Source organism: Enterobacter sp. FUJ80071 (assembly GCF_038739915.1).
Classification (GTDB): Bacteria; Pseudomonadota; Gammaproteobacteria; order Enterobacterales; family Enterobacteriaceae; genus Enterobacter; species Enterobacter kobei.
Genome location: NZ_JBBXKH010000001.1, coordinates 179,880 through 206,345 on the forward strand (window position 1 = coordinate 179,880; position 26,466 = coordinate 206,345).

The window sequence follows — 26,466 nt, forward strand, 5'->3', positions numbered from 1 at the left end:
CTTTTTGAAAATAAGGGATTGACGGGGGCGCACCTCAGCAGTAAGATGCGCTCCGCATTCGGCGAGTAGCGCAGCTTGGTAGCGCAACTGGTTTGGGACCAGTGGGTCGGAGGTTCGAATCCTCTCTCGCCGACCACATTCTGAAAGGGCTAACCGCAAGGTTAGCCCTTTTTGCATTATGACCTTAGCCCGCCAGAGTCACCAAAACGCCCCTTATCCTGGCTTCTCCCTGCCTGTTAACGATTTTGTGACATAATCCATTGTATTTTTTTATATATAGATTGATCTTTTTTCGCGTTGCTTATGGATAACCTCAGCATTTTTCGCTGTGCGTTTTAACGTTCGCGGTATTTAGTGCTCAGATAATCACCATTCTGCAAGAAAATTTACCCATTCTGAATAAAAGTTAATCACTGATTGTTGCGAAATATGAAGATTTTTGTGCTGCAAGATGGCGAGTAGCATAAATTTCCCTGCTGAAAACTGGCATACATAGTTTTTTTAATCTTTGTTTGCGGTTTCTCACACTCCACGTAAATCCCCGTCACCTGTATTGACGTTTTCACATTCTGTTGACAGATTGTAGGGCATGAGGGGCATTTCAGGGACGATCTGCGCTGCAACTCAAACGCTCTTCTGAAAGGATTCTCCATCCCTTTACTGCCTTCGGGCACCACCGACCGGACCGGGTAAAAAATAAATAAAGGTCTGGCGGCGTAACACAACAAAGCAAAACATCACATTGGAGCAGAATAATGAGTATTTCCTTGAAGAAGTCAGGGATGCTGAAGCTTGGTCTGAGCCTGGTGGCTATGACCGTGGCAGCAAGCGTACAGGCAAAAACCCTGGTTTACTGTTCTGAAGGCTCGCCGGAAGGCTTTAACCCACAGCTCTTTACCTCTGGCACGACGTACGACGCAAGCTCTGTACCGATCTATAACCGTCTGGTTGAATTCAAAACCGGCACCACCGAAGTGATTCCGGGTCTGGCTGAGAAGTGGGACGTCAGCGAAGACGGTAAGACCTATACCTTCCACCTGCGTCAGGGCGTGAAGTGGCAGGACAGCAAAGAATTTAAACCAACGCGTGACTTTAACGCCGACGACGTTGTGTTCTCCTTCGACCGTCAGAAAAATGCCCAGAACCCGTACCACAAAGTGTCGGGCGGCAGCTATGAGTACTTCGAAGGGATGGGTCTGCCTGACCTGATCTCAGAAGTGAAAAAAGTGGACGATAAAACCGTGCAGTTCGTGCTGACGCGTCCGGAAGCGCCATTCCTGGCTGACCTGGCCATGGACTTCGCCTCTATTCTCTCTAAAGAGTATGCGGACAACATGCTGAAAGCCGGCACGCCTGAGAAAGTGGACCTGAACCCAATCGGTACCGGCCCGTTCCAGCTGCTGCAGTACCAGAAAGATTCCCGTATTCTGTATAAAGCCTTCCCGGGCTACTGGGGCACCAAGCCGCAGATCGACCGTCTGGTCTTCTCCATCACGCCTGATGCGTCCGTGCGTTATGCAAAACTGCAGAAAAACGAATGCCAGGTGATGCCATACCCGAACCCGGCTGACATCGCGCGCATGAAGCAGGATAAGAACATTAACCTGCTGGAACAGGCGGGCCTGAACGTGGGCTACCTCTCCTTCAACACCGAGAAGAAACCGTTTGATGACGTGAAAGTGCGTCAGGCGCTGACCTACGCGGTGAACAAAGAAGCGATCATCAAAGCCGTTTACCAGGGCGCAGGCGTTGCAGCCAAGAACCTTATCCCACCAACTATGTGGGGCTATAACGATGACGTTAAAGACTACAGCTACGATCCTGAGAAAGCGAAAGCGCTGCTGAAAGAAGCGGGCCAGGATAAAGGCTTCACCGTTGAGCTGTGGGCGATGCCGGTACAGCGTCCGTACAACCCGAACGCACGCCGTATGGCGGAAATGGTTCAGGCTGACTGGGCGAAAGTTGGCGTACAGGCCAAGATCGTGACCTACGAGTGGGGCGAGTACCTGAAGCGCGCCAAAGCGGGTGAGCACCAGGCGGTGATGATGGGCTGGACCGGTGACAACGGGGATCCGGACAACTTCTTCGCTACCCTGTTCAGCTGCGCGGCGGCGAAAGACGGTTCTAACTACTCTCGCTGGTGCTACAAGCCGTTTGAAGACCTGATCCAGCCGGCGCGTGCGACCGACGATCACAACAAACGTATTGAGCTGTACAAGCAAGCGCAGGTTGTTATGCACGATCAGGCTCCGGCGCTGATTGTTGCTCACTCCACCGTGTATGAGCCAGTGCGTAAAGAAGTGAAGGGCTATGTGGTTGATCCACTGGGCAAACACCACTTCGAAAACGTATCGGTTGAATAATTAAAAGCAACGCCAGGCGGCGTTGCGCTTGCACTGGCCTACGGTATGTAGGCCGGGTAAGCGTAGCGCCACCCGGCAGCAGTGCTTTATTTCCTCTCTGAAAGGAGAGGGGATAAGATTTGTGAGCAATACAGACGTCACGCCACTGGTCGTGCGTCATCAGAGAGAATCCGGGTTATGTTGCAGTTCATCCTCCGACGTCTGGGACTTGTTATCCCGACGTTTATCGGTATCACCCTTCTCACTTTTGCCTTCGTCCATATGATCCCCGGCGACCCGGTAATGATTATGGCGGGCGAGCGTGGTATCTCCCCTGAACGTCATGCGCAGCTTCTGGCTGAACTCGGCCTCGATAAGCCGATGTGGCAGCAGTACCTCCATTATATCTGGGGCGTGTTGCACGGTGACTTAGGGATTTCGCTGAAAAGCCGTCTTCCGGTGTGGGACGAGTTCGTGCCGCGTTTTAAAGCGACACTGGAGCTTGGCGTCTGCGCCATGATTTTCGCCACTGCGGTGGGTATTCCAGTTGGGGTACTGGCTGCCGTTAAACGTGGCTCAATTTTCGACCACACCGCTGTTGGCCTGGCGCTGACCGGCTACTCCATGCCTATCTTCTGGTGGGGCATGATGCTGATTATGCTGGTTTCGGTGCAGCTTAACCTGACGCCCGTCTCCGGGCGCGTCAGCGATATGGTTTTCCTCGACGACACCAATCCGTTGACCGGCTTTATGCTGATTGATACGGCTATCTGGGGTGAAGAGGGTAACTTCATCGATGCCGTCGCGCATATGATCCTGCCAGCCATGGTGCTGGGCACCATCCCTCTGGCGGTGATTGTGCGTATGACCCGTTCCTCCATGCTGGAAGTGCTGGGCGAAGATTACATCCGTACCGCACGCGCCAAAGGGTTAACCCGTATGCGCGTCATCATCGTACATGCGCTGCGTAACGCCATGCTGCCGGTGGTGACCGTTATTGGTCTTCAGGTGGGTACGCTGCTGGCAGGGGCGATCCTGACCGAAACCATCTTCTCCTGGCCCGGCCTCGGACGCTGGCTGATTGATGCGCTGCAACGCCGTGACTATCCGGTCGTGCAGGGCGGGGTGCTGCTGGTCGCGACGATGATTATCCTCGTCAACCTGCTGGTCGATTTGCTGTACGGCGTGGTGAACCCGCGTATTCGTCATAAGAAGTAAGGGGCCATCATGTCACACGTTTCTGAAAACAAAGTGGTTGCTGCACCGGTTCCAATGACACCGCTGCAGGAGTTCTGGCACTACTTCAAGCGCAATAAAGGTGCGGTAGTAGGGCTGGTGTATGTCGCAATCATGATCCTGATTGCGGTGTTTGCGAACTTCCTCGCACCTTATAACCCTGCGGATCAGTTCCGCGATGCGCTGCTTGCACCTCCTGCGTGGCAGGATGGCGGTAGCCTGGCGCACCTGCTGGGTACCGATGATGTAGGCCGCGATGTGCTTTCGCGTCTGATGTACGGCGCGCGTCTGTCGCTGCTGGTTGGCTGCCTGGTGGTGGTGCTGTCCCTGATTATGGGGATTGTGCTTGGTCTGGTGGCGGGTTACTTCGGCGGCATCGTCGATAACATCATTATGCGTGTTGTCGACATCATGCTGGCGCTGCCAAGCCTGCTGCTGGCGCTGGTGCTGGTGGCGATCTTCGGTCCGTCTATCGGTAACGCCGCGCTGGCGTTGACCTTCGTGGCGCTTCCTCACTACGTGCGTTTAACCCGTGCAGCGGTGCTGGTGGAAGTGAACCGCGACTACGTCACCGCGTCTCGCGTGGCGGGGGCGGGGGCGATGCGCCAGATGTTCGTCAATATCTTCCCGAACTGCCTTGCGCCGTTGATTGTTCAGGCGTCGCTCGGTTTCTCAAACGCCATTCTTGATATGGCCGCTCTTGGCTTCCTGGGCATGGGTGCGCAGCCGCCAACACCGGAGTGGGGCACGATGCTCTCCGACGTGTTGCAGTTCGCACAAAGCGCCTGGTGGGTTGTCACCTTCCCGGGTCTGGCAATCCTGCTGACGGTGCTGGCATTTAACCTGATGGGTGACGGCCTGCGTGATGCGCTTGATCCCAAACTGAAGCAGTAAGAGGCACGAGATGGCGTTATTAAATGTAGATCAATTATCGGTGCACTTCGGAGACGTTGGCACTGAGTTTCGCGCCGTGGACCGCATCAGCTACAGCGTAAATCAGGGCGAAGTGGTGGGTATTGTCGGGGAATCCGGTTCCGGTAAGTCGGTGAGCTCACTGGCGATTATGGGGCTTATCGATTATCCCGGCCGCGTGATGGCGGAAAACCTGCAGTTCAATGGTCAGGATCTGAAGCGCATTTCCGAAAAACAGCGCCGCCAGCTGGTGGGCGCGGAAGTGGCGATGATTTTCCAGGACCCGATGACCAGCCTGAACCCGTGTTACACCGTCGGCTTCCAGATTATGGAAGCGATAAAGGTGCACCAGGGCGGTAATAAGAAAACCCGTCGCCAGCGCGCGATCGATCTGCTGAATCAGGTGGGTATTCCTGACCCGGCATCGCGTCTGGACGTCTACCCGCACCAGCTCTCTGGCGGGATGAGCCAGCGCGTGATGATCGCGATGGCGATTGCCTGTCGGCCAAAACTGCTGATTGCGGATGAACCGACGACGGCGCTGGACGTGACCATTCAGGCGCAAATCATCGAACTGCTGCTGGAGTTGCAGCAGCAGGAAAATATGGCGCTGGTCCTGATTACGCATGACCTGGCGCTGGTGGCCGAAGCGGCGCACAAAATCATCGTGATGTATGCAGGCCAGGTCGTCGAGACCGGAAGTTCGCACGATATCTTCCGCGCACCGCGTCACCCTTATACGCAGGCTCTGCTGCGTGCGCTGCCGGAGTTTGCCCAGGATAAAGCGCGCCTGGCGTCACTGCCGGGTGTGGTGCCGGGTAAATATGACCGTCCGCAGGGCTGTCTGCTTAACCCGCGCTGTCCGTATGCGACGGACAAATGCCGGGCGGAGGAGCCAGAGCTGAACCAGCTTGCTGACGGCCGTCAGTCGAAATGCCACTACCCACTCGATGATGCCGGGAGGCCAACACTATGAGTACGCAACAGGCCACCACGCAACAACCGCTGTTGCAGGCCATCGACCTGAAAAAACACTACCCGGTGAAGAAGGGGATTTTTGCCCCTGAGCGCCTGGTGAAAGCGCTGGACGGCGTCTCCTTTACCCTCGAACGCGGCAAAACGCTGGCGGTGGTTGGGGAGTCGGGCTGTGGTAAATCTACGCTGGGCCGTCTGTTGACGATGATTGAAGTCCCGACCGGCGGTGAACTTTATTATCAGGGGCAGGATCTGCTCAAACACGATCCTCAGGCGCAGAAGTTGCGTCGCCAGAAAATCCAGATTGTGTTCCAGAACCCGTACGGTTCTCTGAACCCGCGTAAAAAAGTGGGACAGATTCTGGAAGAGCCGCTGCTCATTAACAGTAATCTGAGCAAAGAGCAGCGCCGCGAAAAAGCGCTGGCGATGATGGCGAAGGTCGGCCTGAAAACCGAGCATTATGACCGCTACCCGCATATGTTCTCCGGTGGCCAGCGTCAGCGTATTGCCATCGCCCGCGGCCTGATGCTCGACCCGGACGTGGTGATTGCCGATGAGCCCGTCTCCGCGCTCGACGTTTCCGTGCGTGCGCAGGTGCTGAACCTGATGATGGATCTCCAGCAGGAACTGGGGCTCTCTTACGTGTTCATCTCCCACGATCTGTCGGTTGTCGAACACATTGCGGATGAAGTGATGGTGATGTACCTGGGTCGCTGCGTGGAGAAGGGGAGCAAAGACCAGATCTTTACTAACCCGCGTCACCCGTATACCCAGGCCCTGCTGTCTGCGACGCCGCGTCTCAACCCGGACGATCGCCGTGAGCGTATTAAGCTGACGGGTGAGTTGCCAAGCCCGCTGAATCCGCCTCCTGGGTGTGCATTTAACGCCCGCTGCAGTCGCCGTTTTGGTCCCTGCACGCAGCTGCAGCCGCAGCTGAAGGATTATGGTGGTCAACTGGTCGCCTGTTTCGCGGTCGATCAGGATGAAAATGGCGAGAAGCCACATGCATAAAGAAAAAAACCGGCGTTAAGCCGGTTTTTTTATGTCTGCGCAATTATTTCCGCAAGCGAATCTGGTCGACTGCGTGCTTCTCGCTCTTGGTGAGGATCAGACTTGCGCGTTCACGCGTCGGCAGGATGTTCTCTTTCAGGTTCACGTAGTTGATCTCATTCCACAGCCCCGTCGCCACCTTAATGGCCTCTTCTTTTGACAGCTGCGCATAGTTATGGAAGTAAGAGTCAGGATCGGTGAACGCGCCTTCCCGGAACTTCAGGAAGCGGTTGATGTACCAGCTCTGGAGAAGATCTTCCGGCGCATCAACATATATAGAGAAATCGACGAAGTCTGAAACGAACACATGATGTGGGTCATGAGGATAATCCATCCCGCTTTGCAGGACGTTTAACCCTTCCAGGATCAGGATATCCGGCTGGACCACCGTTTTATCCCCATCCGGAATACGATCGTAGATCAGGTGTGAATAGACCGGTGCCGTGACGTGAGGCACCCCGGATTTCAGGTCAGAGACAAATTTCACCAGACGGTGCATATCATAAGAGAGCGGGAAGCCCTTCTTCTTCATTAGCCCGCGTTCTTTTAATACTTCGTTCGGGTGCAGGAAGCCGTCGGTGGTAATTAACTCAACGCTGCGGTGTTCAGGCCAGCGGCTCAACAGCGCCTGCAATACGCGCGCGGTGGTGCTTTTACCCACGGCCACGCTGCCCGCAATGCTGATGATATAAGGAATGCGCTGACCGTTCGTTCCGAGGAACTGCTCCAGTACCGCCTGACGGCGCAGGTTGGAGCTGATATAGAAGTTAAGCAAGCGAGAAAGGGGAAGATAAATTTCTGCCACCTCTTCCAGGGACAGATCTTCGTTTATCCCTTTTAACCGTGCGATTTCACCTTCCGTCAGCGTCATAGGGACGGAATCACGCAGGGCAGCCCACTGGCTGCGGTTAAAGTGAAGATAAGGCGTCATTAACGTTTGCTCTTTTTTGCTCATAAGCATGCTTCAGTGAGCCAGCTCAATACTGCCGGATCGTGGCTCATCACACAGTTAATTTTGGACAATGGGCAGGAGGTTAACACCAGATGGCAGGAATAATAAGAAAAAAGATGGAAAGCGCTACGTTACGCGGAAGCCGTCACGCTACGGTGTATCCCGTGCAAACGACCCTTGCATGTTGATTATTTGACCGCGAATGACTACTTTTACAGCGCTTAGTATGCTGTTCGCATAAAATGTGAGCGAAAGAACGTTTTATGCAAATTTTTAGTTGCATGACCGCGCAGGTATCCATAGAATGCGCGCTACTTGATGCCGACTTAGCTCAGTAGGTAGAGCAACTGACTTGTAATCAGTAGGTCACCAGTTCGATTCCGGTAGTCGGCACCATCAAGTCCGGTGGGGTTCCCGAGCGGCCAAAGGGAGCAGACTGTAAATCTGCCGTCACAGACTTCGAAGGTTCGAATCCTTCCCCCACCACCACTTTCTGGCAGCGTAAATGCCGCCGGAGCTGGTTGGAAAAATTAGCCAGCTCAAACTGAAAAAGAGAGAAATCTCTTTTTTTGTTACAGAAAGAACTGGGTAGCCGAGTTTCAGGATGCGGGCATCGTATAATGGCTATTACCTCAGCCTTCCAAGCTGATGATGCGGGTTCGATTCCCGCTGCCCGCTCCAATACGTGCTGATATGGCTCAGTTGGTAGAGCGCACCCTTGGTAAGGGTGAGGTCCCCAGTTCGACTCTGGGTATCAGCACCACTTCACTTCTCCTTCCCGTTTCTCTCTGTTTCAAATTTACTGTATTCAACAATTCAGGCATTTCGCCTGGTTGATGTGGTGATATCACCGATTTATCCGTGTCTTAGAGGGACAATCGATGTCTAAAGAAAAGTTTGAACGTACAAAACCGCACGTTAACGTCGGTACTATCGGCCACGTTGACCATGGTAAAACAACGCTGACCGCTGCAATCACTACCGTTCTGGCTAAAACCTACGGTGGTTCTGCTCGTGCATTCGACCAGATCGATAACGCACCAGAAGAAAAAGCTCGTGGTATCACCATCAACACTTCTCACGTTGAATACGACACCCCGACTCGCCACTACGCACACGTAGACTGCCCAGGCCACGCCGACTATGTTAAAAACATGATCACCGGTGCTGCGCAGATGGACGGCGCGATCCTGGTTGTTGCTGCGACTGACGGCCCAATGCCTCAGACTCGTGAGCACATCCTGCTGGGTCGTCAGGTAGGCGTTCCTTACATCATCGTGTTCCTGAACAAGTGTGACATGGTTGATGACGAAGAGCTGCTGGAACTGGTAGAGATGGAAGTTCGTGAACTGCTGTCTCAGTACGATTTCCCAGGCGACGACACCCCAATCGTTCGTGGTTCCGCGCTGAAAGCGCTGGAAGGCGACGCTGAGTGGGAAGCGAAAATCATCGAACTGGCTGGCTACCTGGATTCTTACATCCCAGAACCAGAGCGTGCGATTGACAAGCCATTCCTGCTGCCAATCGAAGACGTATTCTCCATCTCCGGTCGTGGTACCGTTGTTACCGGTCGTGTAGAGCGCGGTATCATCAAAGTTGGTGAAGAAGTTGAAATCGTTGGTATCAAAGAGACTGCGAAGTCTACCTGTACTGGCGTTGAAATGTTCCGCAAACTGCTGGACGAAGGCCGTGCTGGTGAGAACGTTGGTGTTCTGCTGCGTGGTATCAAACGTGAAGAAATCGAACGTGGTCAGGTTCTGGCGAAGCCAGGCTCAATCAAGCCACACACCAAGTTCGAATCTGAAGTGTACATCCTGTCCAAAGACGAAGGCGGCCGTCATACTCCGTTCTTCAAAGGCTACCGTCCACAGTTCTACTTCCGTACAACTGACGTGACCGGTACCATCGAACTGCCAGAAGGCGTTGAGATGGTAATGCCAGGCGACAACATCAAGATGGTTGTGACTCTGATCCACCCAATCGCGATGGATGACGGTCTGCGTTTCGCAATCCGTGAAGGTGGCCGTACCGTTGGCGCGGGCGTGGTTGCTAAAGTTCTCGGCTAATTGCTGATAACATTTGACGCAATGCGCAATAAAAGGGCATCATTTGATGCCCTTTTTGCACGCTTTCAGATCAGAACCTGGCTCATCAGTGATTATTTTTGTCATAATCATTGCTGAGACAGGCTCTGCAGAGAGCGTATAATCCGAAAAGCGAATGAGCATTTCGATTTGGTTTGCCTCGCAATCGCGGGGTGAAAATGTTTGTAGAATACTTCTGACAGGTTGGTTTATGAGTGCGAATACCGAAGCTCAAGGGAGCGGGCGCGGCCTGGAAGCGATGAAATGGGTAGTAGTAGCCGTTCTGCTGATCGTAGCGATTGTCGGCAACTACCTTTATCGTGACATTATGCTGCCGCTACGCGCGCTTGCAGTGGTAATTCTGATTGCTGCAGCGGGTGGTGTCGCGCTGTTGACGACGAAAGGCAAAGCGACTGTCGCTTTTGCACGCGAAGCGCGTACCGAAGTCCGCAAGGTGATTTGGCCGACTCGCCAGGAAACATTGCACACCACGCTGATTGTAGCGGCGGTTACCGCTGTAATGTCACTGATCCTGTGGGGACTGGATGGTATTCTGGTTCGCCTGGTATCCTTTATCACTGGCCTGAGGTTCTGAGATGTCTGAAGCCCCTAAAAAGCGCTGGTACGTCGTTCAGGCGTTTTCCGGTTTTGAAGGCCGCGTAGCAACGTCGCTGCGTGAGCATATCAAATTACACAACATGGAAGAGTTATTTGGCGAAGTTATGGTTCCGACCGAAGAAGTGGTTGAGATCCGTGGCGGCCAGCGTCGCAAAAGCGAGCGCAAATTCTTCCCGGGTTACGTGCTGGTTCAGATGGTTATGAACGACGCGAGCTGGCACCTGGTGCGCAGCGTACCGCGCGTGATGGGCTTTATCGGCGGCACGTCTGACCGTCCGGCGCCAATCAGCGACAAAGAAGTTGATGCGATTATGAACCGCCTGCAGCAGGTGGGTGATAAGCCGCGTCCGAAAACGCTGTTTGAGCCGGGTGAAATGGTTCGTGTTAATGACGGTCCGTTTGCTGACTTTAATGGTGTGGTTGAAGAAGTGGACTACGAGAAGTCCCGCCTGAAAGTCTCCGTCTCTATCTTCGGTCGTGCGACCCCGGTAGAACTGGACTTTGCTCAGGTAGAGAAAGCCTAAGCAGCGATCAAAAAAGCGGCGATTTAATCGTTGCACAAGGCGCGAGATTGGAATACAATTTCGCGCCTTTTGTTTTTATGGGTCTCGGCCCGTAAAACGAATTTTATTCACGGGGAGCCTCCCTGAGGCGCTATTACCCAATCAGAGGATTTTAGAATGGCTAAGAAAGTACAAGCCTACGTCAAGCTGCAGGTTGCAGCTGGTATGGCGAACCCAAGTCCACCAGTTGGTCCAGCTCTGGGTCAGCAGGGTGTGAACATCATGGAATTCTGTAAAGCGTTCAACGCCAAAACCGAATCCCTGGAAAAAGGTCTGCCAATCCCAGTTGTAATCACTGTTTACGCTGACCGTTCTTTCACTTTCGTTACCAAAACCCCTCCAGCAGCAGTTCTGCTGAAGAAAGCGGCGGGTATCAAGTCTGGTTCCGGTAAACCGAACAAAGACAAAGTGGGTAAAATTTCCCGCGCTCAGCTGCAGGAAATCGCGCAGACCAAAGCTGCCGACATGACTGGTGCCGACATTGAAGCGATGACTCGCTCCATCGAAGGTACTGCACGTTCCATGGGCCTGGTAGTGGAGGACTAAGAAATGGCTAAACTGACCAAGCGCATGTCCGTGATCCGTGACAAAGTTGATGCGACCAAACAGTACGACATCAACGAAGCTATCGCTCTGCTGAAAGAACTGGCTACTGCTAAGTTCGTTGAAAGCGTTGACGTTGCTGTTAACCTGGGCATCGATGCTCGTAAATCTGATCAGAACGTTCGTGGTGCAACTGTACTGCCACACGGTACTGGCCGTTCCGTTCGCGTAGCTGTATTTACTCAGGGTGCAAACGCAGAAGCTGCTAAAGCTGCTGGCGCTGAACTGGTAGGTATGGAAGATCTGGCTGACCAGATCAAGAAAGGCGAAATGAACTTCGACGTTGTTATCGCATCTCCAGATGCAATGCGCGTTGTTGGCCAGCTGGGCCAGGTTCTGGGTCCACGTGGCCTGATGCCAAACCCGAAAGTGGGTACTGTAACGCCTAACGTTGCTGAAGCGGTTAAGAACGCTAAAGCAGGTCAGGTTCGTTATCGTAACGACAAAAATGGCATCATCCACACCACCATCGGTAAAGTGGACTTTGACGCTGACAAACTGAAAGAAAACCTGGAAGCTCTGCTGGTTGCGCTGAAAAAAGCAAAACCAACTCAGGCGAAAGGCGTGTACATCAAGAAAGTTAGCATCTCCACCACCATGGGTGCAGGTGTTGCAGTTGACCAGGCTGGCCTGAGCGCTGCTGCAAACTAATGCCTTTACGTGGGCGGTGATTTTGTCTACAATCTTACCCCCACGTTTGCTAACAAAAGTTAGCGGCTAAAAGAATTGTTCGTTGGAGCCTGGCCTAATCCAGGCCTCCGTCGAAGACCGCAGGTGTTTCGCAAGAGACTTAATCCCCTGCGTAGACGGTGACAGAACGCTAAGATTATTTTTGGATATTCTGGCTTGTTTCTGCTCACCGTATTAAGACGCTCTTTCCGTTTGGGAGAGTGAAGTGAGTTCCGGAACATGAGTTCCGGCAAACATCCAGGAGCAAAGCTAATGGCTTTAAATCTTCAAGACAAACAAGCGATTGTTGCTGAAGTCAGCGAAGTAGCCAAAGGCGCGCTGTCTGCAGTAGTTGCGGATTCCCGTGGCGTTACTGTAGACAAAATGACTGAACTGCGTAAAGCAGGTCGTGAAGCTGGCGTATACATGCGTGTTGTTCGTAACACCCTGCTGCGTCGCGTAGTTGAAGGTACTCCTTTCGAGTGCCTGAAAGACACGTTTGTTGGTCCGACCCTGATTGCATACTCTATGGAACACCCGGGCGCTGCTGCTCGTCTGTTCAAAGAGTTCGCGAAAGCGAATGCAAAATTTGAGGTCAAAGCTGCAGCCTTTGAAGGTGAGTTGATCCCGGCATCGCAAATCGATCGCCTGGCAACCCTGCCGACCTACGAAGAAGCAATTGCACGCCTGATGGCAACCATGAAAGAAGCTTCGGCTGGCAAACTGGTTCGCACTCTGGCTGCTGTTCGCGATGCAAAAGAAGCTGCTTAATCGCAGTTATCTTTATAAAGCATTTGCTTACGTATAAACTTATTCTGATTTTCAGGAACAATTTAAATGTCTATCACTAAAGATCAAATCATTGAAGCAGTTGCCGCTATGTCCGTAATGGACGTTGTAGAACTGATTTCTGCAATGGAAGAAAAATTCGGTGTTTCTGCTGCTGCCGCTGTAGCTGTTGCTGCTGGCCCAGCTGCTGACGCTGCTGAAGAAAAAACTGAATTCGACGTAATTCTGAAAGCTGCAGGCGCTAACAAAGTTGCTGTTATCAAAGCAGTACGTGGCGCAACTGGCCTGGGTCTGAAAGAAGCTAAAGACCTGGTAGAATCTGCTCCAGCTGCGCTGAAAGAAGGCGTGAGCAAAGACGACGCAGAAGCACTGAAAAAATCTCTGGAAGAAGCTGGCGCTGAAGTTGAAGTTAAATAAGCCAACCCTTCTGGTTGCAGCCTAAGCAATTAGGCTGATGGCTGGTGACTTTTTAGTCACCAGCCTTTTTGCGCTGTAAGGCATCAGTAGCATTTCACACTGTTTGACTGCTGATTGTCCTGACAATGCATGTTTCTATCGACGACTTAATATATTGCGACAGGGTGCTCGCTCTGTGTAAATCGCGACGAAATGATTTAAGCGTGATAGCAACAGGTATTGCGGAAAGTATTCAATTTTCCGGTCCACAAAATGGTGTTGCACAAACTGTCCCTTCGTCGGACAGATGGGTCGACTTGTCAGCGAGCTGAGGAACCCTATGGTTTACTCCTATACCGAGAAAAAACGTATTCGTAAGGATTTTGGTAAACGTCCACAAGTTCTGGACATTCCATATCTCCTTTCTATCCAGCTTGACTCGTTCCAGAAGTTTATCGAGCAAGATCCTGAAGGGCAGTACGGTCTGGAAGCCGCCTTCCGTTCCGTGTTCCCGATTCAGAGCTACAGCGGTAACTCCGAGCTGCAGTACGTCAGCTACCGCCTTGGCGAACCGGTGTTTGACGTTCAGGAATGTCAGATCCGTGGCGTGACCTATTCCGCACCGCTGCGCGTAAAACTGCGTCTGGTGATCTACGAGCGCGAAGCGCCGGAAGGCACCGTAAAAGACATTAAAGAACAAGAAGTCTACATGGGTGAAATTCCACTCATGACAGACAACGGTACTTTCGTTATCAACGGTACTGAGCGTGTTATCGTTTCCCAGCTGCATCGTAGCCCGGGCGTCTTCTTCGACAGCGATAAAGGTAAAACACACTCTTCCGGTAAAGTACTGTATAACGCACGCATCATTCCTTACCGTGGTTCATGGCTGGACTTCGAGTTCGATCCAAAAGACAACCTGTTTGTCCGTATCGACCGTCGTCGTAAGCTGCCTGCAACCATCATTCTGCGTGCGCTGCAATATACCACTGAGCAGATCCTGGACCTGTTCTTTGAGAAAGTGATCTTTGAAATCCGCGACAACAAGCTGCAGATGGAGCTGGTGCCGGAACGTCTGCGTGGTGAGACCGCGTCGTTCGACATCGAAGCCGACGGCAAAGTGTATGTGGAAAAAGGTCGCCGTATCACCGCGCGCCACATCCGCCAGCTGGAAAAAGATGATATCAAACACATCGAAGTTCCGGTTGAGTACATTGCAGGAAAAGTAGCCGCGAAAGATTACGTTGATGAATCAACTGGCGAGCTGATCTGCCCGGCTAACATGGAGCTGAGCCTGGATCTGCTGGCTAAGCTGAGCCAGTCTGGCCACAAACGTATCGAAACGCTGTTCACCAACGACCTGGACCACGGTCCTTATATCTCTGAGACTATCCGCGTCGACCCAACGACCGATCGTCTGAGCGCGCTGGTTGAAATCTACCGCATGATGCGTCCTGGTGAGCCACCAACTCGCGAAGCGGCTGAAAGCCTGTTCGAGAACCTGTTCTTCTCCGAAGACCGCTACGATTTGTCCGCGGTAGGTCGTATGAAGTTCAACCGTTCTCTGCTGCGTGATGAGATCGAAGGTTCCGGTATCCTGAGCAAAGACGACATCATCGAAGTGATGAAGAAGCTCATCGATATCCGTAACGGTAAAGGCGAAGTGGACGATATCGACCACCTCGGCAACCGTCGTATCCGTTCCGTAGGCGAAATGGCGGAAAACCAGTTCCGCGTTGGCCTGGTACGTGTTGAGCGTGCGGTTAAAGAGCGTCTGTCTCTGGGCGATCTGGATACCCTGATGCCTCAGGATATGATCAACGCCAAGCCGATTTCTGCGGCAGTGAAAGAGTTCTTCGGTTCCAGCCAGCTGTCTCAGTTCATGGACCAGAACAACCCGCTGTCTGAGATTACGCACAAACGTCGTATCTCTGCACTCGGCCCAGGCGGTCTGACCCGTGAACGTGCAGGCTTCGAAGTTCGAGACGTACACCCGACGCACTATGGTCGCGTATGTCCAATCGAAACGCCTGAAGGTCCAAACATCGGTCTGATCAACTCCCTGTCCGTGTACGCACAGACAAACGAATACGGTTTCCTCGAAACGCCGTATCGTAAAGTGACCGACGGTGTTGTAACCGACGAAATTCATTACCTGTCTGCTATCGAAGAAGGCAACTACGTTATCGCTCAGGCGAACTCCAACCTGGATGACGAAGGCCACTTTGTAGAAGATCTGGTTACCTGCCGTAGCAAAGGCGAATCCAGCTTGTTCAGCCGCGACCAGGTTGACTACATGGACGTATCCACCCAGCAGGTGGTATCCGTCGGTGCGTCCCTGATCCCGTTCCTGGAACACGATGACGCCAACCGTGCATTGATGGGTGCGAACATGCAACGTCAGGCCGTTCCAACTCTGCGTGCTGATAAGCCGCTGGTTGGTACCGGTATGGAACGTGCTGTTGCCGTTGACTCCGGTGTTACTGCAGTTGCTAAGCGTGGCGGTACCGTTCAGTACGTTGACGCATCCCGTATCGTTATCAAAGTTAACGAAGACGAGATGTATCCGGGCGAAGCGGGTATCGACATCTACAACCTGACCAAATACACCCGTTCTAACCAGAACACCTGTATCAACCAGATGCCTTGTGTATCTCTGGGTGAGCCAGTTGAGCGCGGCGACGTGCTGGCAGACGGTCCGTCCACCGACCTCGGTGAACTGGCGCTCGGTCAGAACATGCGCGTAGCGTTCATGCCGTGGAACGGTTACAACTTCGAAGACTCCATCCTCGTCTCCGAGCGTGTGGTTCAGGAAGATCGTTTCACCACCATCCACATTCAGGAACTGGCATGTGTGTCCCGTGACACCAAGCTGGGGCCAGAAGAGATCACGGCCGACATCCCTAACGTGGGTGAAGCAGCGCTCTCCAAACTGGATGAATCCGGTATTGTTTACATCGGTGCGGAAGTGACCGGCGGTGACATTCTGGTTGGTAAGGTGACGCCGAAAGGTGAAACCCAGCTGACGCCAGAAGAGAAACTGCTGCGTGCCATCTTCGGTGAGAAAGCGTCTGACGTTAAAGACTCTTCTCTGCGCGTACCAAACGGTGTTTCCGGTACGGTTATCGACGTTCAGGTCTTCACCCGTGATGGCGTTGAGAAAGATAAACGTGCGCTGGAAATCGAAGAGATGCAGCTCAAGCAGGCCAAGAAAGACCTGTCTGAAGAACTGCAGATCCTCGAAGCAGGTCTGTTCAGCCGTATTTATGCGGTGCTGGTTGCCGGTGGCGTTGAAGCTGAGAAGCTCGACAAACTGCCACGCGATCGCTGGCTGGAACTGGGCCTGACCGACGAAGAGAAACAGAATCAGCTGGAACAGCTGGCTGAGCAGTATGACGAACTGAAACACGAGTTCGAGAAAAAACTCGAAGCGAAACGCCGCAAAATCACTCAGGGCGACGATCTGGCACCAGGCGTGCTGAAGATTGTTAAGGTGTATCTGGCCGTTAAACGTCAGATCCAGCCTGGTGATAAGATGGCAGGTCGTCACGGTAACAAGGGTGTTATCTCTAAGATCAACCCGATCGAAGATATGCCGCACGATGCTAACGGTACTCCGGTAGATATCGTACTGAACCCACTGGGCGTACCGTCTCGTATGAACATCGGTCAGATTCTGGAAACCCACCTGGGTATGGCTGCGAAAGGTATCGGCGACAAGATCAACGCCATGCTGAAACAGCAGCAGGAAGTCGCGAAACTGCGCGAATTCATCCAGCGTGCCTACGATCTGGGTACCGACGTTCGTCAGAAAGTCGACCTGAACACCTTCAGCGATGAAGAAGTGCTGCGTCTGGCAGAGAACCTGCGCAAAGGTATGCCAATTGCAACGCCGGTCTTCGACGGTGCAAAAGAAGCTGAAATTAAAGAGCTGCTGCAACTGGGTGGTCTGCCAACGTCTGGTCAGATTACGCTGTTTGACGGCCGTACCGGTGAACAGTTTGAGCGTCCGGTAACCGTAGGTTACATGTACATGCTGAAACTGAACCACCTGGTCGACGACAAAATGCACGCTCGTTCTACCGGTTCTTACAGCCTGGTTACTCAGCAGCCGCTGGGTGGTAAGGCACAGTTCGGTGGTCAGCGCTTCGGGGAGATGGAAGTGTGGGCGCTGGAAGCATACGGCGCGGCATACACCCTGCAGGAAATGCTCACCGTTAAGTCTGATGACGTGAACGGTCGTACCAAGATGTATAAAAACATCGTGGACGGCAACCATCAGATGGAACCGGGCATGCCAGAGTCCTTCAACGTACTGTTGAAAGAGATTCGTTCGCTGGGTATCAACATCGAACTGGAAGACGAGTAATTCTCGCTCAAACAGGTCACTGGTGCCGGGTTAACCCCCGGCACCGGATTGTGCTAACTCCGACGGGAGCAAATCCGTGAAAGATTTATTAAAGTTTCTGAAAGCGCAGACTAAAACCGAAGAGTTTGATGCGATCAAAATTGCTCTGGCTTCGCCAGACATGATCCGTTCATGGTCTTTCGGTGAAGTTAAAAAGCCGGAAACCATCAACTACCGTACGTTCAAGCCTGAGCGTGACGGCCTTTTCTGTGCGCGTATTTTCGGGCCAGTAAAAGACTACGAGTGCCTGTGCGGTAAGTACAAGCGCCTGAAACACCGTGGTGTGATCTGTGAGAAGTGTGGCGTTGAAGTGACCCAGACCAAAGTGCGTCGTGAGCGCATGGGCCACATCGAGCTGGCGTCTCCGACTGCGCACATCTGGTTCCTGAAATCTCTGCCGTCCCGTATCGGTCTGCTGCTGGATATGCCGCTGCGTGATATCGAACGTGTACTGTACTTCGAATCTTATGTGGTTATCGAAGGCGGTATGACGAACCTGGAACGTCACCAGATCCTGACTGAAGAGCAGTATCTGGACGCGCTGGAAGAGTTCGGTGACGAATTCGACGCGAAAATGGGTGCGGAAGCTATCCAGGCCCTGCTGAAGAGCATGGATCTGGAGCAAGAGTGCGAGCAGCTGCGTGAAGAGCTGAACGAAACCAACTCCGAAACCAAGCGTAAAAAGCTGACCAAGCGTATTAAACTGCTGGAAGCGTTCGTTCAGTCTGGTAACAAACCAGAGTGGATGATCCTGACCGTTCTGCCGGTTCTGCCGCCAGATCTGCGTCCGCTGGTTCCACTGGATGGTGGTCGTTTCGCGACGTCTGACCTGAACGATCTGTATCGTCGCGTCATTAACCGTAACAACCGTCTGAAACGTCTGCTGGATCTGGCTGCGCCGGACATCATCGTACGCAACGAAAAACGTATGCTGCAGGAAGCGGTAGATGCCCTGCTGGATAACGGTCGTCGCGGTCGTGCGATCACCGGTTCTAACAAGCGTCCTCTGAAATCTTTGGCCGATATGATCAAAGGTAAACAGGGTCGTTTCCGTCAGAACCTGCTCGGTAAGCGTGTTGACTACTCCGGTCGTTCTGTTATCACCGTAGGTCCATACCTGCGTCTGCATCAGTGCGGTCTGCCGAAGAAAATGGCACTGGAGCTGTTCAAACCATTCATCTACGGCAAACTGGAACTGCGTGGCCTGGCCACCACCATCAAAGCCGCGAAGAAAATGGTTGAGCGTGAAGAAGCTGTCGTTTGGGATATCCTGGACGAAGTGATCCGCGAACACCCGGTACTGCTGAACCGTGCACCAACCCTGCACCGTCTGGGTATCCAGGCATTTGAGCCAGTACTGATCGAAGGTAAAGCTATCCAGCTGCACCCGCTGGTTTGTGCGGCGTATAACGCCGACTTCGATGGTGACCAGATGGCTGTTCACGTACCGCTGACGCTGGAAGCCCAGCTGGAAGCGCGTGCGCTGATGATGTCTACCAACAACATCCTGTCCCCAGCGAACGGTGAGCCAATCATTGTTCCTTCTCAGGACGTTGTACTGGGTCTGTACTACATGACCCGTGACTGTGTTAACGCCAAAGGCGAAGGCATGGTGCTGACTGGCCCTAAAGAAGCTGAGCGTATTTATCGCGCTGGCCTGGCCTCTCTGCATGCGCGCGTTAAAGTGCGTATCACTGAATACGAAAAAGATGCAAACGGCGAATTCGTTGCGCACACCAGCCTGAAAGACACGACCGTTGGCCGTGCCATTCTGTGGATGATCGTACCGAAAGGTCTGCCTTTCTCCATCGTCAACCAGGCGCTGGGTAAGAAAGCGATCTCCAAAATGCTGAACACCTGTTACCGCATTCTGGGTCTGAAGCCGACTGTTATCTTCGCTGACCAGACAATGTACACCGGCTTTGCTTATGCAGCGCGTTCAGGTGCATCTGTTGGTATCGATGACATGGTCATCCCAGAGAAGAAACACGAGATCATCTCTGAAGCGGAAGCTGAAGTTGCTGAGATCCAGGAGCAGTTCCAGTCTGGTCTGGTAACCGCGGGCGAACGCTATAACAAAGTTATCGATATCTGGGCTGCGGCGAACGATCGTGTATCCAAGGCGATGATGGATAACCTGCAGACCGAAACCGTGATTAACCGTGACGGCGTAGAAGAGCAGCAGGTTTCCTTCAACAGCATTTACATGATGGCCGACTCCGGTGCGCGTGGTTCTGCAGCACAGATTCGTCAGCTGGCAGGTATGCGTGGTCTGATGGCGAAGCCAGATGGCTCCATCATCGAAACGCCAATCACCGCGAACTTCCGTGAAGGTCTGAACGTACTCCAGTACTTCATCTCCACGCACGGTGCGCGTAAAGGTCTGGCGGATACCGCACTGAAAACAGCGAACTCCGGTTATCTGACGCGTCGTCTGGTTGACGTTGCACAGGATCTGGTCGTAACTGAAGACGATTGTGGCACCCTCGAAGGTATCACCATGACCCCGGTTATCGAGGGTGGTGATGTTAAAGAGCCACTGCGCGATCGCGTACTGGGTCGTGTAACCGCGGAAGACATTCTGAAGCCGGGTACCGCAGACATTCTGGTTCCACGCAACACGCTGCTGCACGAACAGTGGTGTGACCTGCTGGAAGCGAACTCTGTTGACTCCGTGAAAGTGCGTTCCGTTGTATCCTGTGACACCGACTTTGGTGTTTGTGCGCACTGCTATGGTCGTGACCTGGCGCGTGGCCACATCATCAACAAAGGTGAAGCTATCGGCGTTATCGCGGCACAGTCCATCGGTGAGCCAGGTACACAGCTGACGATGCGTACGTTCCACATCGGTGGTGCGGCATCTCGTGCGGCTGCTGAATCCAGCATTCAGGTGAAAAACAAAGGTAGCATCAAGCTCAGCAATGCGAAGTCGGTTGTTAACTCCGCAGGCAAGCTGGTTGTGACCTCTCGTAACACCGAGCTGAAGCTGATCGACGAATTCGGTCGTACCAAAGAGAGCTATAAAGTACCTTACGGTGCGGTTATGGCGAAAGGTGATGGCGAGCAGGTTGCCGGCGGTGAAACCGTTGCAAACTGGGATCCACACACCATGCCGGTTATCACCGAAGTAAGTGGTTTCATCCGCTTTACTGACATGATCGACGGCCAGACCATTACTCGTCAGACCGACGAGCTGACCGGTCTGTCTTCTCTGGTGGTTCTGGATTCTGCTGAACGTACTACCGGTGGTAAAGATCTGCGTCCTGCACTGAAAATCGTTGATGCTCAGGGTAATGACGTTCTGATCCCGGGTACCGATATGCCTGCGCAGTACTTCCTGCCGGGTAAAGCGATTGTACAGCTGGAAGATGGCGTACAGATCAGCTCTGGTGACACCCTGGCGCGTATTCCTCAGGAATCCGGCGGTACCAAGGACATCACCGGTGGTCTGCCACGCGTTGCGGACCTGTTCGAAGCTCGTCGTCCGAAAGAGCCGGCAATCCTGGCTGAAATCAGCGGTATCATTTCCTTCGGTAAAGAGACCAAAGGTAAGCGCCGTCTGGTTATCACTCCAGTAGATGGCAGCGAGCCGTACGAAGAGATGATTCCTAAGTGGCGTCAGCTCAACGTGTTCGAAGGTGAACGTGTAGAACGTGGTGACGTTGTTTCCGACGGTCCAGAAGCGCCGCACGACATCCTGCGTCTCCGTGGTGTACATGCTGTTACCCGTTACATTGTTAACGAAGTACAGGACGTATACCGCCTGCAGGGCGTTAAGATTAACGATAAACACATCGAAGTTATCGTTCGTCAGATGCTGCGTAAAGCAACCATCGAAAACGCAGGCAGCTCTGAGTTCCTCGAAGGCGAGCAGGTTGAATACTCACGCGTCAAGATCGCTAACCGCGACCTGGAAGCGAATGGCAAAATCGGTGCGACTTACGCGCGCGATCTGCTGGGTATCACCAAAGCGTCTCTGGCAACCGAGTCCTTCATCTCTGCAGCATCGTTCCAGGAAACGACTCGTGTCCTGACCGAAGCGGCTGTTGCAGGTAAACGTGATGAACTGCGCGGTCTGAAAGAGAACGTTATCGTGGGTCGTCTGATCCCAGCGGGTACCGGTTATGCATACCATCAGGATCGTATGCGTCGTCGTGCTGCGGGCGAACTGCCAGCTGCACCGCAGGTGACTGCTGAAGATGCATCCGCGAGCCTGGCAGAACTGCTGAACGCAGGTCTGGGCGGTTCCGACAACGAGTAATCGTTGATGCCGTAAATAAAAAACCCGCCTCGGCGGGTTTTTTTACATCTGCATTTTTTCAATTCACTAACGGGATCCGTCGATAAAGCTCAATCATGTCGCCTGCCAGATCCTGAATCACCATGGCGTTCATCAGGTGGTCCTGAGAGTGAACGGTTATCAGGTTGACCGGGAGCTTGCCGGTTCCTTCGTCAAGACCGATAAGCTGTGTCTGGATCGTATGCGCATGCTTCACATATTCGCGAGACTCTTCCATTGCTTTTTCGGCTTCGTCGAACTCACCTTTGCGGGCCATTTGTAATGCCGTAAGCGCGGCACTTCGCGCCGCGCCGGCGTTGACCAGCAGTTCCATGATCGTTGTCTCTAAATCTTCCATGAGGTCACTCCAGCAGTTTGAGGGCTTTTTCCAGTACGGCATCGCCTTTCATCATGCCGTAGTCCATCATGTCGATCACCGCGACTTTTTTGCCCAGTGGGTCAGCCTGTGCCTGCAGTTTTGCCTGCTCGTATTTAACCTGTGGCCCCAGCAATACGATGTCGGCCGTCGCGATGTTGTCTTTAAACTCCGCAACCGGAACGGCTTTAATGGTGACTTCAACCCCTTTTTTCTGCGCGGCGTCTTTCATACGTTGAACCAGCATGCTGGTTGACATTCCCGCTGCACAGCATAAAACGATGTTCTTCATAATCAGCCTCGATCTACATGTGTTTATTGATAATTATCCCGTGCAGACCGCTTCAACAACCGCTTTACCGCGATTGTGTGTCAGGCATCACAAAGAAAACGGCATTTTCCTGAAACCGGTTACAATTCTGACGGGAGGAGAGAAAATTAGGCGACGGTTGTTCGAACAATGCGGTTTTTTCCCTGCTGTTTAGCGCTATAAAGCGCGTTATCGACACTTCCCACCAGTTGTTCCAGCGGTTCGAAGTGCCATTCCCCCAGACCCGCACTGAACGTAACGTGCAGGTTTTCTTCCCGCCAGACGCGCCTTTCAACGGCGGTGCGCCAGGCGTCAAGCAATGAGAATGCGGCAGCGATCTGCTCGGCCTGGAAGATCACCGCGAACTCTTCTCCACCGTAGCGATAGACCGAGATGTTGTGTGGCTGCATTATCTGGATCCCTTCGCGCGCCACATTACGCAGGACAATGTCACCACTCAGATGTCCCCATGTGTCGTTGATCGATTTGAAGTTATCGATATCAATCAGCGCCAGTGCGAAAGGCTGGTGGGCGGTCAGCAGTTCATCCACATCATTGTCAAACGCGCGGCGGTTTTTGCAGCCGGTCAGCGCATCGTGAGTCGCCTGGCGAACATACGCCATCTCCCGCTCTTTATTGGACTGAATCGTGTGGCTCAGCATCGCTTCCAGACGCGGTGCCTGGCTGACATCGCCCGTTTTGATCGCATTGATAATGGTCATTAATACGGTACGCGAGGCATGACGCAGATAAAGACCGAAGAGAATGATGATGATGGCTGCCAGCGCGAAGCCCCAGCCAACGATAGTGGTTTCGTGGCGGGTGATATCGGTAAGCGTCGCGCCAGATACCCGATAGATAACAAACCAGTCCGGGTTCGTGAAAGAGTAGTAGTAATACCAGGCATTGGTTTTCCGATCGTAAAGATGGCCTTCGCCGCTGGTCATTTTGTCCATCAGCGCTTCGCTCACGTACTTTTTGAACAGGGCGCCTGTATCTGGGTGCAGCACGACGGTCCCGTCGCGTTCGACGACGAAGAATTCCCCTTGTACGGGGGCCACCATTTGTCGAAGGGTATACCCCATCGACGTCAAATCAAGATGAAAAGCGAGGGTTCCCTTGAGTCTGCCTTCTGTTGAAATCAATGGCTTATAAAGCGTAACTGTCGGATGCCCGGTAAAGTAGTCCGTATAATGATGGGTATAATGGCTGAAAATACTGGCTTCTGCGTGCGCGACAAACCACGGGCGCGTCCGCGGATCGACGTTTTTACTCTTTTCCGTGGGAGGCGCTTCTGGTGCGTGTAAATAATGCCCCTCTGTGTCGGCCAGCGAGATGGATGACACGGTCGGCATCAGGTTTTGCAAATGCATCAACATCTGCAGCCCTTGCGTCGGGTTGACGTTGAGCGTCTCATTCAGTATCTCGCTGCGGGCAAAGTACATCGCAGAGCGACCAAGGATATAGTCGTTTTCACGCAGGATTGATTCGGTATAGTTAACCGCCAGGTTATGCGTGAAGTTACTGTTAATCTTGTGATAATCCTCAAGGAAATCCTTTCTTTGCGAAAGAGAGACCACGACCGCGATCAGCGCAAAACTGCACAGGATCCCCGCGAAGCTGAGCATGATTGGCCGGGTAAAAGAGAGCTTTTTGCTGTGAAGTGCCATGAGTTGTACATCGATCCTGATGGTGAATATTTTTTGTCTGCCGATATCCTCTCAGCATAGTCGCTGTCCTGCGGTTCGCGGTGAATTATACGGAACACGATTTTCGGCAAGATGATTTATCTTAAGAATCACTAAGAAATTCCTTATCCATGTTTTTGCCGCCCCATTTATGCAAGAAATCGGAGGCAGGGCGAAACGAGGAAGAAGCTTTTCGCCCTGGCCAGCATCCCTTGCTGACCGGATGACAATAAAAAACCGGACGATCGCTGACAATCGTCCGGTTTTATCTTTCCGTAGTGTCTCGACACTTTTTTAACGTATTGCAGCGTGTTTCAACGTTATTGCGAGGCTCTTCCCAGCCAGCTGTCCCAGTCTTTCCAGACCGGCTGTAGGCCCTGTGCCGTCAGGGCGGCGGCGACTGCCTCCGGACGTCGCCCGTCATGCGGTGCAAACTGTTCCAGCTCCGGGTGATCGTCGGCGTAACCGCCCGGCTGTGTTTTGGAAAACGCGCTGACGTTGTTAATTGCCAGCGGGATCGCGCGATCGCGAAACGCCGGGGACTCACGCGTTGAAAGCGATAATTCAACCTCCGGGGCGAGCAGGCGAAACGCGCAGATAGTCTGCACCAGCTGACGCTCATCCATCAGCGATGCCGGTTCTATTCCGCCTGCGCAGGGTCGCAGGCGGGGGAAAGAGATAGAATAGCGGCTCTGCCAGTAGTGCTGCTGGAGCCACAGCAAATGCTCTGCCACCATGTAGCAATCGACCCGCCAGCTGTCGGAGAGCCCAATCAGCGCCCCGAGACCGATTTTATCGATCCCGGCGCGGCCCAGCCTGTCCGGTGTCTCCAGCCGGAAGAAGAAATCCTGTTTCTTCCCCTTCAGGTGGTGCCGGGCGTACGTTGCCTCGTGGTAGGTTTCCTGGTAAACCATGACCCCATCCAGCCCGAGCGATTTTAACTCCGCGTACTCGTCCTGCGACAGGGGCTGTACCTCCATCTGCAACGACGCAAACTCGCGACGTATCGCCGGAAGGTGCTGACGGAAATAGTCCATTCCCACTTTTCCCTGATGCTCGCCCGTGACCAGCAGAAGATGTTCGAACCCCATTTCACGAATGGCGGCGCACTCACGTGCGATCTCATCTTCATCAAGGGTTTTCCGCTTGATGCGGTTGCTCATGGAGAAACCGCAATAGGTGCAGTCATTGGCGCACAGGTTCGAGAGATAAAGTGGAACGTAGAAGCTTACCGTGTTGCCAAAACGCTGGCGGGTAAGGCGCTGAGCGCGCTGCGCCATCGGTTCAAGGTACGCGCTGGCCGCCGGAGAGAGCAGGGCCATCAGGTCCTCACGGGTCAGATGACGGGCATTCAGGGCACGCTCCACGTCAGCCGCCGTTTTGCTGTTGATACGCAGGGCGATATCGTCCCAGTTGAGCTGACGCCAGCGTTCGGTAAACGTGCTCATGAGAGAGCCTCCAGAAAACCGGTCAGCGGGCTGGTGGCCTGCGCCTGAAAACTGCGCGAGCCAGGGCCGGATCCTCTTGCCAGCAAGCCGGCCTCTACGGCCATGCGGAACGCGCGCGCCATCATGACCGGATCGTCAGCCACCGCAATCGCCGTATTGACCAGTACCGCGTCGGCCCCCATCTCCAGCGCCTGCGCGGCATGGCTTGGTACGCCAATCCCCGCATCGACCACCACCGGCACGGTGGCTTGTTCAATGATGATCTCCAGCATCGCGCGAGTTTCGAGACCCTGATTAGAGCCAATTGGCGCACCCAGCGGCATCACGGCGACACAGCCGACCTCTTCCAGACGCTTACACAGCACAGGGTCCGCCCCGCAGTAAGGCAGGACGGTAAACCCTTGCTGCACAAGCTTTTCTGCTGCTTTCAGCGTTTCAATCGGGTCCGGCAGCAGCCAGCGGGCATCCGGATGAATTTCCAGCTTCAGCCAGTGGGTACCGAGCGCTTCACGTGCCAGCTGTGCGGCGAAAATTGCTTCTTCCGCCGTTTTTGCACCGGAGGTGTTGGGCAAGAGCGTAACGCCTGCCTCCAGCAAAGGCGCAAGAATGGCATCGTTGTGCTGGCGCAGATCCACGCGTTTCATCGCCAGCGTCACCAGCTGGCTGCCACTTTCACGGATGGCCTCTACCATCAGCTGTGGAGAGGCGAACTTTCCGGTTCCGGTAAACAGATGTGAATCAAAGATTTTATCGGCAATATGTAGCATC

The 26,466-nt window shown here is 53.4% G+C and carries 20 protein-coding genes and 5 tRNA genes; 19 read left to right on the forward strand and 6 right to left on the reverse strand.

The window, feature by feature from the left end; translation table 11 throughout:
- Nucleotides 1-59: 59 nt before the first annotated feature.
- The 6 genes from AAER43_RS00845 to dppF all read left to right on the forward strand — a co-directional run bounded on the left by AAER43_RS00845 (nt 60) and on the right by dppF (nt 6,476).
- Nucleotides 60-136: transfer RNA gene (locus AAER43_RS00845), tRNA-Pro, on the forward strand.
- A 619-nt stretch (nt 137-755) separates the two neighbouring features.
- On the forward strand, nt 756-2,363 hold the full coding sequence (dppA, locus tag AAER43_RS00850) for a dipeptide ABC transporter periplasmic-binding protein DppA (RefSeq protein ID WP_014882056.1): 1,608 nt from the start codon (nt 756-758) through the stop codon (nt 2,361-2,363).
- Nucleotides 2,364-2,540: 177 nt separating this feature from the next.
- Nucleotides 2,541-3,560 carry a dipeptide ABC transporter permease DppB gene (gene dppB / locus AAER43_RS00855; RefSeq protein ID WP_014882057.1) on the forward strand — a complete coding sequence of 340 codons (1,020 nt, stop codon included), beginning with the start codon at nt 2,541-2,543 and terminating at the stop codon, nt 3,558-3,560.
- A 9-nt stretch (nt 3,561-3,569) separates the two neighbouring features.
- Nucleotides 3,570-4,472 (forward strand): dipeptide ABC transporter permease DppC, encoded by a 903-nt coding sequence (dppC, locus tag AAER43_RS00860; protein WP_014882058.1) that lies wholly within the window; start codon nt 3,570-3,572, stop codon nt 4,470-4,472.
- Nucleotides 4,473-4,482: 10 nt separating this feature from the next.
- The gene (dppD, locus tag AAER43_RS00865; RefSeq protein WP_032635363.1) at nt 4,483-5,466 is read left to right on the forward strand and encodes a dipeptide ABC transporter ATP-binding protein; all 984 of its coding nucleotides are present in this window, start codon (nt 4,483-4,485) and stop codon (nt 5,464-5,466) included.
- The gene (dppF, locus tag AAER43_RS00870; protein WP_023331759.1) at nt 5,463-6,476 is read left to right on the forward strand and encodes a dipeptide ABC transporter ATP-binding subunit DppF; all 1,014 of its coding nucleotides are present in this window, start codon (nt 5,463-5,465) and stop codon (nt 6,474-6,476) included. The genes dppD and dppF overlap by 4 nt, the downstream gene beginning before the upstream one ends.
- 43 nt (nt 6,477-6,519) lie before the next feature.
- Here dppF and coaA read toward each other — a convergent pair whose 3' ends face one another.
- Nucleotides 6,520-7,470, reverse strand: a complete 951-nt coding sequence (coaA, locus tag AAER43_RS00875; RefSeq protein WP_014882061.1) for a type I pantothenate kinase — start codon at nt 7,468-7,470, stop codon at nt 6,520-6,522.
- A gap of 317 nt (nt 7,471-7,787) precedes the next feature.
- On the opposite strand from coaA, the gene AAER43_RS00880 reads away from it, so the two are divergent.
- The 13 genes from AAER43_RS00880 to rpoC all read left to right on the forward strand — a co-directional run bounded on the left by AAER43_RS00880 (nt 7,788) and on the right by rpoC (nt 21,858).
- Nucleotides 7,788-7,863 (forward strand) — tRNA-Thr (locus tag AAER43_RS00880).
- 8 nt (nt 7,864-7,871) lie between these two features.
- A tRNA-Tyr gene (locus AAER43_RS00885) sits at nt 7,872-7,956 on the forward strand.
- Nucleotides 7,957-8,073: 117 nt separating this feature from the next.
- Nucleotides 8,074-8,148, forward strand: a tRNA-Gly gene (locus AAER43_RS00890).
- Between the two features lie 6 nt (nt 8,149-8,154).
- Nucleotides 8,155-8,230: transfer RNA gene (locus AAER43_RS00895), tRNA-Thr, on the forward strand.
- Nucleotides 8,231-8,348: 118 nt separating this feature from the next.
- Nucleotides 8,349-9,533: an elongation factor Tu gene (gene tuf, locus AAER43_RS00900; RefSeq protein WP_013094997.1), complete on the forward strand. Its 1,185-nt coding sequence runs from the start codon at nt 8,349-8,351 to the stop codon at nt 9,531-9,533.
- 229 nt (nt 9,534-9,762) lie between these two features.
- On the forward strand, nt 9,763-10,146 hold the full coding sequence (gene secE / locus AAER43_RS00905) for a preprotein translocase subunit SecE (protein WP_013094999.1): 384 nt from the start codon (nt 9,763-9,765) through the stop codon (nt 10,144-10,146).
- Between the two features lies 1 nt (nt 10,147).
- Entirely contained in the window at nt 10,148-10,693 is a 546-nt protein-coding gene (gene nusG / locus AAER43_RS00910) for a transcription termination/antitermination protein NusG (RefSeq protein ID WP_003862341.1), read from the forward strand.
- Nucleotides 10,694-10,849: 156 nt separating this feature from the next.
- Entirely contained in the window at nt 10,850-11,278 is a 429-nt protein-coding gene (rplK, locus tag AAER43_RS00915) for a 50S ribosomal protein L11 (protein ID WP_008503452.1), read from the forward strand.
- Nucleotides 11,279-11,281: 3 nt separating this feature from the next.
- A complete protein-coding gene (gene rplA / locus AAER43_RS00920) occupies nt 11,282-11,986 on the forward strand; it encodes a 50S ribosomal protein L1 (protein WP_013095000.1) in 705 nt (234 codons plus the stop codon).
- Nucleotides 11,987-12,277: 291 nt separating this feature from the next.
- Entirely contained in the window at nt 12,278-12,775 is a 498-nt protein-coding gene (gene rplJ / locus AAER43_RS00925; protein WP_004097644.1) for a 50S ribosomal protein L10, read from the forward strand.
- 66 nt (nt 12,776-12,841) lie between these two features.
- Nucleotides 12,842-13,210, forward strand: coding sequence for a 50S ribosomal protein L7/L12 (gene rplL / locus AAER43_RS00930; protein ID WP_014882064.1), 369 nt, complete (start codon nt 12,842-12,844; stop codon nt 13,208-13,210).
- Nucleotides 13,211-13,529: 319 nt separating this feature from the next.
- Nucleotides 13,530-17,558 (forward strand): DNA-directed RNA polymerase subunit beta, encoded by a 4,029-nt coding sequence (gene rpoB / locus AAER43_RS00935; RefSeq protein WP_014882065.1) that lies wholly within the window; start codon nt 13,530-13,532, stop codon nt 17,556-17,558.
- Nucleotides 17,559-17,634: 76 nt separating this feature from the next.
- Nucleotides 17,635-21,858: a DNA-directed RNA polymerase subunit beta' gene (rpoC, locus tag AAER43_RS00940; protein ID WP_014882066.1), complete on the forward strand. Its 4,224-nt coding sequence runs from the start codon at nt 17,635-17,637 to the stop codon at nt 21,856-21,858.
- 58 nt (nt 21,859-21,916) lie between these two features.
- Here the strand turns inward: rpoC and AAER43_RS00945 are convergent, their stop codons facing one another.
- The 5 genes from AAER43_RS00945 to thiG all read right to left on the reverse strand — a co-directional run bounded on the left by AAER43_RS00945 (nt 21,917) and on the right by thiG (nt 26,465).
- Nucleotides 21,917-22,234, reverse strand: coding sequence for a PTS lactose/cellobiose transporter subunit IIA (locus tag AAER43_RS00945; RefSeq protein ID WP_008503455.1), 318 nt, complete (start codon nt 22,232-22,234; stop codon nt 21,917-21,919).
- A 4-nt stretch (nt 22,235-22,238) separates the two neighbouring features.
- Nucleotides 22,239-22,544: a PTS sugar transporter subunit IIB gene (locus tag AAER43_RS00950; RefSeq protein ID WP_014882067.1), complete on the reverse strand. Its 306-nt coding sequence runs from the start codon at nt 22,542-22,544 to the stop codon at nt 22,239-22,241.
- 146 nt (nt 22,545-22,690) lie between these two features.
- Nucleotides 22,691-24,232: a sensor domain-containing diguanylate cyclase gene (locus AAER43_RS00955; RefSeq protein WP_045269734.1), complete on the reverse strand. Its 1,542-nt coding sequence runs from the start codon at nt 24,230-24,232 to the stop codon at nt 22,691-22,693.
- 338 nt (nt 24,233-24,570) lie between these two features.
- Entirely contained in the window at nt 24,571-25,698 is a 1,128-nt protein-coding gene (thiH, locus tag AAER43_RS00960; protein ID WP_050862835.1) for a 2-iminoacetate synthase ThiH, read from the reverse strand.
- Nucleotides 25,695-26,465: a thiazole synthase gene (thiG, locus tag AAER43_RS00965; RefSeq protein ID WP_050862834.1), complete on the reverse strand. Its 771-nt coding sequence runs from the start codon at nt 26,463-26,465 to the stop codon at nt 25,695-25,697. Before thiG ends, thiH begins: the two co-directional genes overlap by 4 nt.
- Between the last annotated feature and the right edge of the window lies 1 nt (nt 26,466).

Excerpts from the sequence above, each read along its gene's own strand:
- dppA (WP_014882056.1), top strand. The coding sequence starts at position 756 with ATGAGTATTTCCTTGAAGAAGTCAGGGATGCTGAAGCTTGGTCTGAGC.
- dppB (WP_014882057.1), top strand. The coding sequence starts at position 2,541 with ATGTTGCAGTTCATCCTCCGACGTCTGGGACTTGTTATCCCGACGTTT.
- dppC (WP_014882058.1), top strand. The coding sequence starts at position 3,570 with ATGTCACACGTTTCTGAAAACAAAGTGGTTGCTGCACCGGTTCCAATG.
- dppD (WP_032635363.1), top strand. The coding sequence starts at position 4,483 with ATGGCGTTATTAAATGTAGATCAATTATCGGTGCACTTCGGAGACGTT.
- dppF (WP_023331759.1), top strand. The coding sequence starts at position 5,463 with ATGAGTACGCAACAGGCCACCACGCAACAACCGCTGTTGCAGGCCATC.
- coaA (WP_014882061.1), bottom strand. The coding sequence starts at position 7,470 with ATGAGCAAAAAAGAGCAAACGTTAATGACGCCTTATCTTCACTTTAAC.
- tuf (WP_013094997.1), top strand. The coding sequence starts at position 8,349 with ATGTCTAAAGAAAAGTTTGAACGTACAAAACCGCACGTTAACGTCGGT.
- secE (WP_013094999.1), top strand. The coding sequence starts at position 9,763 with ATGAGTGCGAATACCGAAGCTCAAGGGAGCGGGCGCGGCCTGGAAGCG.
- nusG (WP_003862341.1), top strand. The coding sequence starts at position 10,148 with ATGTCTGAAGCCCCTAAAAAGCGCTGGTACGTCGTTCAGGCGTTTTCC.
- rplK (WP_008503452.1), top strand. The coding sequence starts at position 10,850 with ATGGCTAAGAAAGTACAAGCCTACGTCAAGCTGCAGGTTGCAGCTGGT.
- rplA (WP_013095000.1), top strand. The coding sequence starts at position 11,282 with ATGGCTAAACTGACCAAGCGCATGTCCGTGATCCGTGACAAAGTTGAT.
- rplJ (WP_004097644.1), top strand. The coding sequence starts at position 12,278 with ATGGCTTTAAATCTTCAAGACAAACAAGCGATTGTTGCTGAAGTCAGC.
- rplL (WP_014882064.1), top strand. The coding sequence starts at position 12,842 with ATGTCTATCACTAAAGATCAAATCATTGAAGCAGTTGCCGCTATGTCC.
- rpoB (WP_014882065.1), top strand. The coding sequence starts at position 13,530 with ATGGTTTACTCCTATACCGAGAAAAAACGTATTCGTAAGGATTTTGGT.
- AAER43_RS00945 (WP_008503455.1), bottom strand. The coding sequence starts at position 22,234 with ATGGAAGATTTAGAGACAACGATCATGGAACTGCTGGTCAACGCCGGC.
- AAER43_RS00950 (WP_014882067.1), bottom strand. The coding sequence starts at position 22,544 with ATGAAGAACATCGTTTTATGCTGTGCAGCGGGAATGTCAACCAGCATG.
- AAER43_RS00955 (WP_045269734.1), bottom strand. The coding sequence starts at position 24,232 with ATGGCACTTCACAGCAAAAAGCTCTCTTTTACCCGGCCAATCATGCTC.
- thiH (WP_050862835.1), bottom strand. The coding sequence starts at position 25,698 with ATGAGCACGTTTACCGAACGCTGGCGTCAGCTCAACTGGGACGATATC.
- thiG (WP_050862834.1), bottom strand. The coding sequence starts at position 26,465 with ATGCTACATATTGCCGATAAAATCTTTGATTCACATCTGTTTACCGGA.